Annotated in this window: 14 protein-coding genes and 1 tRNA gene; 8 read left to right on the top strand and 7 right to left on the bottom strand. The window is 63.8% G+C overall.

What is annotated here, in order from left to right; genetic code table 11:
* The first annotated feature begins 2 nt into the window (after positions 1-2).
* The 7 genes from fdxH (at position 3) to K0F85_RS01230 (ending at position 7132) form a co-directional block, all read left to right on the top strand.
* Positions 3-926 carry a formate dehydrogenase subunit beta gene (fdxH, locus tag K0F85_RS01260; protein WP_219114192.1) on the top strand — a complete coding sequence of 308 codons (924 nt, stop codon included), beginning with the start codon at positions 3-5 and terminating at the stop codon, positions 924-926.
* A complete protein-coding gene (locus K0F85_RS01255) occupies positions 913-1584 on the top strand; it encodes a formate dehydrogenase subunit gamma (protein WP_219114191.1) in 672 nt (223 codons plus the stop codon). The genes fdxH and K0F85_RS01255 overlap by 14 nt, the downstream gene beginning before the upstream one ends.
* 150 nt (positions 1585-1734) lie before the next feature.
* Positions 1735-2790 (top strand): formate dehydrogenase accessory protein FdhE, encoded by a 1056-nt coding sequence (fdhE, locus tag K0F85_RS01250; RefSeq protein ID WP_219114190.1) that lies wholly within the window; start codon positions 1735-1737, stop codon positions 2788-2790.
* On the top strand, positions 2787-4196 hold the full coding sequence (selA, locus tag K0F85_RS01245) for an L-seryl-tRNA(Sec) selenium transferase (protein ID WP_219114189.1): 1410 nt from the start codon (positions 2787-2789) through the stop codon (positions 4194-4196). Before fdhE ends, selA begins: the two co-directional genes overlap by 4 nt.
* Entirely contained in the window at positions 4193-6148 is a 1956-nt protein-coding gene (gene selB, locus K0F85_RS01240) for a selenocysteine-specific translation elongation factor (protein ID WP_219114188.1), read from the top strand. Before selA ends, selB begins: the two co-directional genes overlap by 4 nt.
* Positions 6149-6160: 12 nt before the next feature.
* Positions 6161-6256: transfer RNA gene (locus K0F85_RS01235), tRNA-Sec, on the top strand.
* A gap of 162 nt (positions 6257-6418) precedes the next feature.
* Entirely contained in the window at positions 6419-7132 is a 714-nt protein-coding gene (locus tag K0F85_RS01230) for an ABC transporter substrate-binding protein (protein WP_219114187.1), read from the top strand.
* Between the two features lie 14 nt (positions 7133-7146).
* Here the strand turns inward: K0F85_RS01230 and K0F85_RS01225 are convergent, their stop codons facing one another.
* The 7 genes from K0F85_RS01225 to fur form a co-directional block, all read right to left on the bottom strand.
* Positions 7147-7887: a GGDEF domain-containing protein gene (locus K0F85_RS01225; protein WP_219114186.1), complete on the bottom strand. Its 741-nt coding sequence runs from the start codon at positions 7885-7887 to the stop codon at positions 7147-7149.
* Positions 7888-7890: 3 nt separating this feature from the next.
* On the bottom strand, positions 7891-8289 hold the full coding sequence (locus tag K0F85_RS01220; protein WP_219114185.1) for a DUF1987 domain-containing protein: 399 nt from the start codon (positions 8287-8289) through the stop codon (positions 7891-7893).
* Between the two features lie 22 nt (positions 8290-8311).
* Complete coding sequence (locus K0F85_RS01215; protein WP_219114184.1) at positions 8312-8869, bottom strand: SiaB family protein kinase; 558 nt, start codon at positions 8867-8869, stop codon at positions 8312-8314.
* A gap of 64 nt (positions 8870-8933) precedes the next feature.
* The gene (locus tag K0F85_RS01210; protein ID WP_257572448.1) at positions 8934-10145 is read right to left on the bottom strand and encodes a SpoIIE family protein phosphatase; all 1212 of its coding nucleotides are present in this window, start codon (positions 10143-10145) and stop codon (positions 8934-8936) included.
* A 180-nt stretch (positions 10146-10325) separates the two neighbouring features.
* Complete coding sequence (locus K0F85_RS01205; protein ID WP_219114182.1) at positions 10326-10916, bottom strand: NAD(P)H-dependent oxidoreductase; 591 nt, start codon at positions 10914-10916, stop codon at positions 10326-10328.
* Between the two features lie 84 nt (positions 10917-11000).
* A complete protein-coding gene (locus K0F85_RS01200; protein WP_219114181.1) occupies positions 11001-11366 on the bottom strand; it encodes a MerR family transcriptional regulator in 366 nt (121 codons plus the stop codon).
* Positions 11367-11434: 68 nt separating this feature from the next.
* Positions 11435-11872, bottom strand: a complete 438-nt coding sequence (fur, locus tag K0F85_RS01195; RefSeq protein WP_152258217.1) for a ferric iron uptake transcriptional regulator — start codon at positions 11870-11872, stop codon at positions 11435-11437.
* Between the two features lie 371 nt (positions 11873-12243).
* Between fur and K0F85_RS01190 the strand changes: the two genes are divergently transcribed.
* Positions 12244-12836: OmpW family protein (locus K0F85_RS01190; protein ID WP_219114490.1), on the top strand; the 593-nt coding region annotated here is incomplete at its 3' end.

Below are 12836 nucleotides of genomic sequence, written 5' to 3'. Positions count from 1 at the left end.
TAATGGCACTGCAATCCTTAGATATCCGGCGCCTGTCGGCAACCACGGTGACGCCGCCGCAAGCGCGCAGCCCGGTGACGGGCACCGTGGCCAAGCTGATCGATGTGTCGAAATGCATCGGCTGCAAGGCTTGCCAGACGGCGTGCATGGAATGGAACGACTTGCGTGACGAGGTCGGCGAAAACCATGGCACCTATGACAATCCGACGGACCTGACGCCGCAATCGTGGACGGTGATGCGTTTTGCCGAACACGAAAACAACGACGGTAACCTCGAGTGGCTGATCCGCAAGGATGGCTGCATGCACTGCGAGGACCCGGGCTGTCTGAAAGCCTGTCCGGCGCCGGGCGCCATCGTGCAGTATACGAATGGCATCGTGGATTTCCACCAGGAAAACTGCATCGGCTGCGGCTATTGCGTGGCCGGCTGTCCTTTCGACGTGCCCCGCATTTCGAAAAAGGACGACCGTGCCTACAAGTGCACGCTCTGTTCGGACCGCGTGGCCGTGGGCCAGGAACCGGCCTGCGTGAAAACATGCCCGACGGGCGCCATCGTCTTCGGCACCAAGGAAGACATGAAGCTGCATGCGGAAGAGCGCATCGTCGACCTGAAGTCGCGCGGTTTCGAGAACGCCGGCCTGTACGATCCGCTGGGCGTGGGCGGCACGCACGTGATGTACGTGCTGCACCATGCCGACAAGCCGAAGCTGTATTCGAACTTGCCGGAGCGCCCGCGCATCAGCCCGATGGTGGGCTTCTGGAAGGGCTGGTCCAAGCCGCTGGCGGTGGCCGGCATGGCCGCCACGGCGCTGGCAGGCTTCTTCCATTACACGCGGGTCGGTCCGAACGAAGTGAGCCATGACGAAGAGCACGAAGCGCTGGAAGAGGCCAGGCGCATCCGGGAGGAAAACCATGAGCCACAATGATCTGCATGATGGCAAGCTGCGCGACAAGGATGGCAAGCCGCTGATCCAGCGCTACGATACCAACGAGCGCACGAATCACTGGGTCACGGCCATCACCTTCGTCATGCTGGCCCTGTCCGGCCTGGCCATGTTCCATCCCTCGATGGCGTGGCTGGCGAACCTGTTCGGCGGCGGCCAATGGACGCGCATTTTGCATCCATTTGCCGGCCTGGTGATGTTTGTCTCGTTCGCGATCCTGGTGCTGCGCTTCTGGCACCACAACAAGTTCGAGGACGGCGACAAGCAGTGGCTGAAACAGATGGACGACGTGCTCAACAACCGCGAGGAAAAGCTGCCGAAGATCGGCAAATACAATGCCGGCCAGAAGATCCTGTTCTTCGTGCTGCTCGCTTGCATGATTGGCTTGCTGTTGTCGGGCATCGTGATCTGGCGCGCCTATTTCGCGTTCTATTTCCCGATCGACGTGGTACGTTTTGCCGCCTTGCTGCATGCCGGATGCGCCTTCGCCATCATCTGCGCCATCATCGTGCACATCTACGCGGCGATCTGGGTCAAGGGTTCGATCGGCGCCATGGTGCGCGGCACCGTCACCTATGGTTGGGCGCGCAAGCACCATCCGAAGTGGTTTGAGGCGGTGATGCGCAATACAAAAGACTAAGTTCTTGATATTGATGCCACCGGCATTACCCGGGGTCAGTCCCAGGACTGACCCCTTTCTTTTTATCGATTAAAATACTTTCGAAACACAGCCGCATCCGCCGGATGGGCTGGCCGGCTACGCTCGGCCTTTTTTGATGGGAAAACTCCATTGGTACAACGCATTCTTCAGCCAGGCGAAATCGAAGGCCTGGACCATAACGCGATTCCGCGCCTGCTGCTGCCGCAGCCTGACAGCCTGTTCAAGGCGCGCGCCTTGCGCTTGCGCGAGCTGGCGCAAGGCAAGATCAAGGGCATTCCCGTCGACGCGGGCATGCAGGGCTACCTGGTGCTGATGGCCGCGCTGGCCGACGCGCAGGCCGCCGTGGTGGGCAAGCTGGCGCCCGGCGCCGTGCCTGCCGCCGACCCTGATGCGCTGCGCCGCGCGATGCAGCACCGCATGCCCGTGCTGCCCGTCAACGGTGCCCGTCCGCCCGTCTTGCGCGACATCTTTGCCAGCCTGCTCGATGAACTGGCCGCCACGGCGGCCAGCCAGCCGGCATTGTCCGGTGGCCTGACCCAGGTGCTGGCCCAGCTGCGCGCGCTCGACGCGCCAGACTTGGACGCCTGCGCCGATGCCGTGCTCGATGAAAACGGCGACAACCTCAATCCCATGCATGCGCCGTTTGTCGCCGCCGCGCTGCAAATCCTGTGGTCGGTGTCGGCCAGCGAACTGCGCGCCGCGCGCGTGCCGGACCTGGAAACGGGCACCCTGTGCCCCGTCTGCGGTTCGCACCCTGTCGCCAGCGTGATCCGCATCGGCGGGCAGTCGCAGGGTTATCGCTACCTGCACTGCGGTATTTGCGAAAGCGAATGGCATATGGTGCGCGTGAAGTGCTCGACCTGCGAACAGAATGGCAAGATCGCCTACCAGGGCCTGGATGCGGCCGATGCAAAGCCGTTCGACCCCGTCACGGCGAAGGACGATAAATTGCCCAACAAGGCGAATGATCCGAAGAAGGTGGCGCGTGCGGAAACCTGCGACGACTGCCACAGCTATCGCAAGGTCTTCAACCAGGAACACGATTACAACGTCGAACCCCTGGCCGACGACCTGGCCAGCCTGATGCTCGACCTGCTGGTAGGTGAGGCGGGCTACCAGCGCGCCAGCGGCAACCCGCTGCTGTGGATGGGGAGGAGCGAAGGCAGCGAGGGCCAGCAAGCATGACGACGGGGCAAACCGTGCGCCTGCCATCGGTAGACCGCATCCTGGGCGACGCGGCTTGCCTCGCGCTGATTGCGCACTACGGCCGCGTGCAAACCCTGGCTTGCGCGCGCGCCGTGCTGGCCGAACTGCGTACCGCCATGCTGGCCGGCGCCGTGTGCGAAGAGGGCGCCTCACTTGCTGCCATCGTGGCGCACATGGCTGAACGCCTGCAGGGCCAATCGCACTCGCAGCTGCGCGCCGTGTTCAACCTGACGGGCACCGTGCTGCATACGAATTTGGGCCGCGCCTTGCTGCCCGACGCTGCCGTGCAAGCCGTGGTGGCAGCGCTGCAATGGCCGATGAACCTGGAATTCGACCTGGAAACGGGCAAGCGGGGCGACCGCGACGACCTCGTCGAGGCACTGCTGCGCGAACTGACGGGGGCCGAGGCGGCCACCATCGTCAACAACAATGCGGCCGCCGTGCTGCTGATGCTCAATACCCTGGCGCAGAATAAAGAGGTGATTGTCTCGCGCGGCGAACTGGTGGAAATCGGCGGCGCCTTCCGCATCCCCGACGTGATGACGCGCGCCGGCGCCGTGCTGCGCGAAGTGGGCAGCACCAACCGCACGCACCTGGCCGATTATGCGAACGGCGTGAATGAACACACGGCCTTGCTGATGAAGGTCCATTGCAGCAATTACGCCATTACCGGTTTCACGAAAAGCGTGGAACTCGATGAACTGGTGCCGCTGGCGGCAAAGCACGGCGTGCCGACGGCCGTGGACCTGGGCAGCGGCACCCTGGTCGACCTGGCGCAGTATGGCTTGCCACATGAAACGACGGTGCGCGAAACCATAGCAGCGGGCGCCGACCTGGTGACCTTCAGCGGTGATAAATTGCTGGGCGGCCCACAGTGCGGCGTCATCGTCGGACGCGCCGACCTGATCGCGAAGATCAAGCGCAATCCCCTTAAACGCGCGCTGCGCGTGGGCAAACTCACGCTAGCCGCGTTGGCCCCGGTATTGCAACTGTATCGCGCGCCGGACATGCTGGCCGAACGTTTGACCACCTTGCGCCTGTTGACGCGTCCTGCTTGCGCCATGCGCGCGCAGGCCGAAACCCTGCTGCCGCTGCTGCAAGCTGCGCTGGGCGCCGCCTATGTGGTCAGCGCCGAAGCGATGAAAAGCCAGATTGGCAGCGGGGCCTTGCCCGTCGATCAGTTGCCCAGCTTTGGCTTGGGCGTCCGCAGCGCGCCAGGTACGCGCCTGAGCAATCCCCTGGGCGTGCTGGAACAGCGTCTGCGCGCCTTGCCGTGCCCCGTGATCGGGCGTATCGGGCAAGATACCCTGTGGCTCGATTTGCGCTGCCTTGAAGCGGCGCACGCGCCGGCTTTCATCGCGCAGCTCGCCGAGTTGTCCGCATGATCGTCGGTACCGCAGGCCATATCGACCATGGCAAGACGACGCTCACGCGCGCGCTGACGGGCGTGCACACGGACCGCCTCAAGGAAGAGCAGGCGCGCGGCATCTCGATCGAACTCGGTTATGCCTACCTGCCGCTGGCGGACGGCACGGTGCTCGGTGTAATCGACGTGCCGGGCCACGAAAAATTCATCCGCACCATGGCGTCCGGCGTGACGGGCATCGACTTTGCCCTGCTGGTGGTGGCGGCCGATGACGGCATCATGCCGCAGACGCACGAGCACCTGGCCATTTTGCAGTTGCTGGGCGTGACCCGGGGCGCCGTCGCGCTGACCAAGATCGACCGCGCAGATAGCGCCCGCGTGGCGCAGGTGGAGCTTGACATCGCTGCGCTGCTGGCCTGCACGCCCCTGGCGGGCAGCCCGATTTTCCCCACTGCCGCCAGCCGTGACAACGATGCCGGCGTTGCCGCCTTGCTGGCGCATCTGACGCACGTGGCGCACAGCCTGCCGCAGCGCGATGAGCGGCGCTTGTTCCGCCTGGGCGTGGATCGCGTGTTCACCTTGTCGGGGCAGGGCACCATCGTCACCGGCACGGCGCTGGCGGGACGCGTGCAGGTGGGTGACATGCTGCAGCTGGCGCCCGGCGGCGCGCCAGCGCGCGTGCGCAGCATCCATGCGCAGAACCGCGCGGCCGCCACGGGCATGGCGGGCCAGCGCCTGGCGCTGAACCTGGCCGGCATCGACCGCGAGCGCATCGAACGGGGCAACTGGATCGTCGCGCCGGCGCTGGCGCAGTGTTCCGAACGCCTCGACGTGGAACTGACCCTGCTGCCCGACGCCGGCGTGCAGTTGCAAGCCTGGTCGCCGCTGCACGTACACCTGGGCGCGGCGCACCAGTTGGCGCGCGCCGTCTTGCTCGAGGGTGTAACACTAGGGCCGGGGCAGACGGGCAGGGTGCAACTGGTGTTCGACGCACCCATGCACGGGGTGCCTGGCGACCGCTTCGTCGTGCGCAATGCGCAAGCCACGCAGACGGTGGGTGGCGGCATGGTGCTCGATCCGTTCGGCCCCGCGCGCAAACGCCGCAGCCCGGCCAGGCTGGCCTGGCTCGATGCCCTGGCCGCATTTGTCGCGCAGGGCGACTATGCGGCCCTGCTGGCGCAAAGCCCGCTGGGTTTGCGCGAGTCGCTGCTGGTGCGCCTGTCGCTGTTGCCGGCAGACGCCCTGGCGTTGCCGCCCGACACGCAGCGCATCGCCCTGCGCGGTGGTGATGCCCTGCTGCTGGCGCCAGCGGCCCAGGCGGCACTGGCACAGCGTGTGTTGGCGGCATTGGAAGTGTTCCACGCGCGCGCGCCCGACGAAGCGGGGCCGGAACTGTGGCGCCTGAAGCGCATCGTCGATGCGGAGATGGAAGACGCCTTGTGGAGCCATCTGCTCGAAGGCTTGTTGGCGCAGGGCAGGGTGCTGGCGCGCGGCGCCAGTCTGCACTTGCCGACGCATAGCGTGGAATTGACGCCGCAGGAGCAATCGATGGCAGCGCCCTTGCTTGCAGCGTTGGAGCAGGGGCGTTCCGATCCGCCGTGGACGCGCGACCTGGCGCGCGACTTCGGCCTGGCCGAGGACGAAACGCGTAGGCTTCTACGCAAACTTGCCAAGGCAGGGCAGATCAGCCAGGTCGTGCACGACCTGTTTTATCACCAGGCGGCGCTGGCCGAGCTGGCGCAACTGGTGCGGGAACTGGCGCAAGGGGCAGAAGAGGATGCAGCCTTGCCTGCCGGTACTGGCGCCGTGGGAGCGGCCACTTTCCGCGACGCCAGCGGCCTGGGCCGCAAGCGGGCGATCCAGGTCTTGGAATTTTTTGATCGCGTCGGTTATACTCGCCGTGTTGGCAATGGGCATCTTTTACGCCCGCAGGCGTTGTGGTCCTATACCCCAGCCTTGCCCAACAGCTAGCTCAGGCACCGCGGAAAGCACACTCATCCGGTGATGTGGCCGGGCTTCAAACCCGGTGGAGGGCGTCAGCCGTTCTCCCGTAGGTTCGACTCCTACTGTTTTCCGCCAGTTACTTTTCCCCCAGCCTCGCCCTCAGATATGCCGCTCTTGCGGCGTTGGCTTGTTGCCACGCTGCGAAAAATAGTGGCTTGAATTGCGCATATGCCGACGATGCCAGGGTGAGCCGATGGTAACATCGGCCTGAATCCCCTGTAGCAGAAGAAAGCAAGCATGAAACAAGCAAGCATGGCACGGATGCTGGCAGCGGCGCTGCTGACGCCGGCGCTGGCCTCAGCGGCAGACGTGCGTATCGTCGGTGAGCATTTGCCGCCGTCGAGCATGATGGAAGGCAATGTCGTGGTCGGGCGTGAAACGCTCAAGGTGCGCGAGATCATGGCACGCGCCGGTCTTTCCTACAGTATCGAATTGCTGCCGTGGAAGCGCGCATACGCGCAGGCGCTGCGCGAGCGTGATACCTGCATCTTTTCCACCAGCCGCACGCAAGAGCGCGAAGCGCAATTTCGCTGGATCGGACCCCTCAACGAAGCGGAATGGATACTCTACGGTCTGGCCGAGCGGCACCTGGCCCTGCACACGCTGGCCGATGCGCGCGGCCTGGTGATCGGCACGGTGCTGGGCGACGCGCGCGACGACTATCTGCGCCAGCGCGGCTTGAGCGTGGCGCCCGTGACGCAAGAGTGGCTCAACCCGCAAAAGCTGCTGCTCGGGCGCATCGATCTGTGGGCCGTGGGCCAGGCGGTGGGCAGCAAGCCGTTTGTCGGCAAGGAGTGGGAGGGCAAGGTGGTGCCGCTGCTGACCTTCAACCGGGTGCAGACTTACCTCGCCTGCAACAGGCAAATGCCCGAGGTGCAGGCGGCGGCCATGCAGCGGGCGGCGACGGCCATGCGCCGCGATGGGAGCATGGCGCGCGAACAGCTGCGCTGATTCGCTGAGCTGAATCAACTTTCCAGCCACTGGCGCACGCAGTTGCGGCCTTCGCGCTTGGCCTGATACAGGGCCTGGTCCGCATGGCTGTAGGCCGTTTCGAAGGCCGTGCCGGCGCGGTTCCAGCTCAGGCCCACGCTGACGGTGATGGCGCGCGTGATGGGCGCCGCGTGGCGCTGGCGGCCGACGCTGTCGCAGATGCGCTGCGCCACTGTTGCCGCGTCGTCGCGCGAGGAGGTGGGCCAGACCACGGAAAACTCTTCGCCGCCGACCCGGCCGATGGCCGTCTCCTGTCCCAGCAGTCCTTTCAGGCAGTCCACCACGGCCTGGATCACGCCGTCGCCGGCCGGGTGGCCGAAGTCGTCGTTGACCTGCTTGAACAAGTCGATATCGAGCACGATCAGGGCCATGTCGCCCTGTGCCAGGCAGCGCGAGGCGTGGTCGATCACGGCGCCGCGGTTCAGGGCGCCCGTCAACGGGTCGTGCGTGGCGCGGTATTCGAGCTGGCCGGCCAGGGTTTGCAACTGACGGTTCAGCAAATGCATGTCGCGCTCGGCGCGGTCGCTGCGGCCAATCAGGCGCCGCGTCTCGCGCATCAGCCGCTCGTAGTGATTGATCAGTTCACCGAGCACGCGGCGCTGCGCCTCGCCGCTGGCGTGAATATCGGCGTGCATGCGGCGCGCGGCGGCCAGCGCCGCCGCTTCCACGGTGAACAGGTCGGGTTCCAGTCCTGCCTCGGAGATGGCGGCACGCATGGCCTAGTTGCCCTGCACGGGATGATCGTGGAAGTCCAGCGCCGTAAAGTCCTGCTGCAGCTCCTGGCCGAACTCCAGGATGGTGTCGTCGTCTTCGTCGTGATACCAGTTCAGGCGCACCTGATTGCCCTCCACGGCCGCCTGGTTCAGCGCGTCGAACAGGGTAAACAGCATCTTCGTGCTGGAGCTGTTGAAGTAGGCCAGCGAGACGTTGACGGTGATGGTGCTTTCGCGGCAGCCATCCAGGTAGGCGCGCACGGCGGCGATCAGCGGGCCATAGAAGGCGGCCGCGTTTTCCGGATACGACTCGCCCTTGATCGACAGGGTGTGCTGCTCGAAACGGAAGTCGATTTCGGGCGAGCTCGGGGTCGCGGCGATGAACAGTGGTGACGGTAATTGCATATGCTTTCCTGAGTCGGCTCTTTCAAATGATGGCTTTGATGCAGAAGATGGTGTGGCCCGGCTCCTGAGGGTCCTGGACGAATTCGAATTCCAGCGGCTCGCTGGCGTCGCGCGCCATGGTGAGAAAACCCAGGCCCGCGCCTTTGCTGTCGGCCGGTGCCTCCTCGCGCAGGGCCCTTTTATATGCCAGGCGGATCTCTTCCATCGTCATTGTGTGCAGCGGCTCCAGGCGGGCGCGGATCTGCGCCACGTTGTCCGTCGAGACGGGGTTGGCGCACAGGAGAAAAAAGCTGTCGCCGCGCGTGCCGATGCAAAACGAGCCGCGCCGCATCTGCTGGTCCAGCTGCGCATCGGGCGTCAGGCTGTCGGCGGAATAATGCATGATGTTTTGCGACATCTCGATGAACGAGGAAAAGATGCGCCGCCGCGTGGGCCCGGCCGCGCCGGCCGTATCGAGGCGCGCCTTGATGGTTTCGGAAATGGCGTTGACCACGTGCTGCGAGAAATAGCCCACGTAAAAAAAAATGATGTTGCGCTTGCGCGCCACATCCCAAAACTCGTTGAATTCTTCGTACAGCACGTCCGTGCTCCTGGCTAGCCGGTGACCCGGTTTCTGGTTGATAAGGTGGCTCGATGGCGCCCGACTACAGGCGGAAACAGAAAAAGGTCAGGTCGTCGCGGCGCGGCTGCTTGCCTTGCCATGCGGCGCTGTCCTGCAGCAGTGCCGCCGCCACGTCGCCGGCGGATGCGTCGCGCTGCGCCAGCAACTGCTCGCGCATGCGCCGCTTGCCGTAGGCGATGTCGCGCGCGCCGCCGATCTGGTCGAGCAAGCCGTCGGTGGTGAGGAACAGCAGGCTGCCGGCGGGTATGGCCAGCGTCTCGTTGTGCCAGCAATAGTCGGCCGGTGTGTCCACATAACCGACGCCCATGCGCGCACCGTCGATGGCGCGCACGCTATCGTCGCCCGGTGCGACCACGTGCAGCGCCAGTTTCGCCCCCGCGAAACACAGGCTGGCGCTGGCCGTGTCATAGCACAGGAAGGCGCAATCCATGCCGTCGTTCGAGCCGGCGTGGCCGGTGGCCTCGCCGGCGCCGTCCTGGCCAAGCAAGGTCTTGATGGCGCGGCTGACGGCGCCGATCAGGGCGGCTGGATCGTGTGGCCCCAGCTCGCGCAGGGCCTGGCTCAGGGCCGACGAGGCGATCAGGGTCATGAAGGCGCCCGGCACGCCATGGCCGGTGCAGTCGGCGATGGCGGCGAACCAGCCGCCTGCGTGGCGCTCGAAGAAGTAAAAATCGCCGCCAACCACGTCGCGCGGCTGCCATTCCAGGTGGGCGTCGGGCAGGGTGGCGCGCAATTCCGCATCGCAGGTGCGCAGCAGCGCGCGCTGGATCACGCTGGCGTAATCGATGCTGTGCATGATCTGGCGGTTTTTTTCCGCCTGCATGGTCGCTACCACGTTCATCAGTTGCAAGCCGAAGCCCACGCCGGCCAGGGCGCCATCGTCAGTGATGATGAAGCCGTCGGCCAGGGCCTTTTCGCCCGCTTCGACGGCGCGAAAAGTGAGGTCTTCGATACTCGTGGCGCCATCGACGATCAGCGGTTCCTTGTCCATGAAGGCGATGCAACTCTTCTTGCCGTACACCTCGTGATAAAAGGGCTTGGACATCTGCGACATGAAGATGTTGCGGCTGATCAAGCCGATGGGTTTCTGCTGCTCCGTGACGGGCAGGCTCATCATGTCGCGCCGTTCCGTGAACAGTTCCAGCACGGCAAAATTGCTGGCGTCGGCCTGCACTGATTCCGTGGGGATGCACAGATCGAACGCCACGGACGTGCGATAACGGGGAAGATGCAATCGAGAAGCGTTGAACTCCACAGCGGCTACCTTTACATGACGATCGGACCCTTGTTGTCGCCACGGCAAGGCGACTGACAAACAGGCAATATCATCATGGTAGCCTTTGAATATGACGGCTTGATTACCTGCTTGTCAAAACCGTATGCAAGATGGCTGCATGGCAAGCTGTTGCCGGGCTCACAGGCGTCGGGCCAGCGCCTCTGCCTGCGCCAGCCAGCGCGCGCGCTGCGCTACGGTGGAATGCAAGATGGGGCCGAAGCTGGCCACCCTGACGGGCTTGATGCCGCAAAATTCCAGGGTCGTCTTGCGCAGCTGGTGGATGCCGGGCATGTGGTAGACCCAGCGGAAATACCACGGTGGCGTGTCCATCGTGACCAGCAGCTGCGCCGCGCGGCCCTTCAGCAGTTGCGCGGGGAAAGCCTTGCCGGGGCGGTACTTGAAGGCGTAGCCGGGCAGGAAGACGCGGTCGACAAAGCCCTTCAGCAGGGCCGGCGCGCCGCCCCACCAGATGGGGTAGGCAAACACCAGGTGTTCGGCCCAGCGGATGGCTTCCTGGGCCGCCAGCAAGTCCGCTTCCAGTGGCTGCACTTGGCGGTAGCCTTCGTGCAGGATGGGATCGAAGTCCAGCTGGCCGAGGCGCAGCTCACGCACGGCGTGGCCTGCGCTGCGGGCCGCAGCGGCATAAGTCTCGGCCAGGGCGGCGCAAAAGCTGTCGCTCGACGGGTGGCCGAGAAGAATTAAAATGCGCTTGGGTATCGTCTTGCTCATGATGCGGGCTGTCCGTTAAAGAAGAGCTTGCATGCTAAAGCCTGCCCCTAGTGGCAGAGTCAAGTGCGGCGTGAGGCGACAGGTTCAGGCGGCCGCTTGCAGGTGCTGGCGCGCCAGGCAGTCGAGAATTTCCGTGTCGATGTCAGCCAGTTGCGCGTCGAGCTGGCGCAGGCGGGCGATATCCAGCTGCACCTGCGCGCGCTTGGTGGCGATGTGCTGCGACAGGGCTGCCCAGTCGGTATCATCGCCGGCCAGGACGGGCAGCAGTTCGGCCAGGCGGAAGCCCAGCGCCTGCGCCTGGCGTATGAGTTTGACTTGCGCCAGGTCTTGCTGCGTGTAGACGCGGTAGGCGCCGGAGCGGCGCACGTCGCCCAGCAAGCCCAGCGCTTCATAGTGGCGCAAGGCCTTGGGCGAGGTGCCCGCCAGGCGGGCGATTTCTCCGATGTACATGGCTGATCCTTTCTGAGGCTGGAGCGAATCTTACCCCAAGGCAGTGGCGCCAGGCGCCCCAAGCGCCTTCAGGCCCGGCGCGGCGGAATTTTCTTCGCCGTGCACTCGGCGCAGGTGCCGTACAGCGACAGGGCGTGCTCGTGCAGCACGAAGCCCCGCTCGGCGGCGATCTCGTTCTGACGCAGTTCGATGCCTTCATCGACGAATTCATCGACCTTGCCGCAACCCGTGCAGACCAGGTGGTCGTGGTGCTGGCCTTCATTCAGTTCGAAGACGGCGTGGCCCGATTCGAAATGCCGGCGAAACAAAATGCCCGCTTCGGCAAACTGCATCAGCACGCGGTAGATGGTGGCCAGACCCACATCGATCTTTTCGGCCAGCAAGAGTTTGTAGACATCGTCCGCACTCAGGTGCTTGATCGTGCCCTCTTGAAACAGCTGCAGAATCCGCAAGCGGGGGATGGTTACTTTCAAGCCCGACTCACGCAGTTCCCTCAATATATCCATGTCTCCCATTCCTTTGTTGTCGTCGCCTAGCGAGTTTATACATTATATCGCAAATGATAATCATTACCATTCTCATGTGAGAAGTAGGCTTAGTATGCTGTGCGGGCAGGCGGCAATCGACTGACATCGGCACAAGTGGCGATTGCGTGGCGGGCAACTTGTGTGAGCATTGCGCAGCCGCTTCGCCGCCAGCCTGCCTGGCGGCGTGCAGTGCATGCTCTCGCTGCAACGCCGCATTTTTTTTGACCTGGGCAAAGGAAAAAATCCCTCTGGTGATGCCATCTAGCACTATTTGATGTGGATCAAAGTTTTTGTTGCACTGCACTCTTAGACTTCGCAGCGTTACTTAACAACAAAAAGAGGGAACTAGAATGAAAACGTCCGCAACTGCAGCAGCAATCGTCCTGGCCGCCATCGGCACATTCGCCGGCAATGCCATGGCACAGGAAAGCCCATGGCTGGTCCGTGCGCGCGCCGTGCATCTCGATCCGGCCAACAAATCTGCTCCTGTGGGTGGCGTCGGCGCATCCGACTTGATTCACGTCAGCAGCAAGACGATTCCTGAAATCGATATTTCGTACTTCTTCACCCCGAATATCGCTGCCGAGCTGATCCTGACATACCCGCAAAAGCATGACGTCACCTTGTCCGGTACGAAGATCGGCACGTTCAAGCATTTGCCACCGACGCTGTCGCTGCAATACCACTTCATGCCTGAAAAACAGTTCAGCCCTTACGTGGGTGCAGGCATCAACTACACGAATATCTCCGACGTGAAATTGCTGAACGGCGCCGGCCGCCTCGAGCATGATAGCTGGGGTTACTCGCTGCAAGCCGGTGTTGACTACAAGCTGGACAAAAACTGGTCCTTGAACTTCGACATCAAGAAAGTGCAGATCCGCAGCGACGTACTGGCCGGTGGCGCCAAGATCAGCGAAGTCAAGGTCGATCCTGTCCTGATCGG

Source organism: Janthinobacterium sp. UMAB-56 (assembly GCF_900095265.1).
In the GTDB taxonomy this organism is placed as follows: Bacteria; Pseudomonadota; Gammaproteobacteria; order Burkholderiales; family Burkholderiaceae_D; genus Janthinobacterium.
This window is presented reverse-complemented; position numbering and strand designations above follow the sequence as displayed.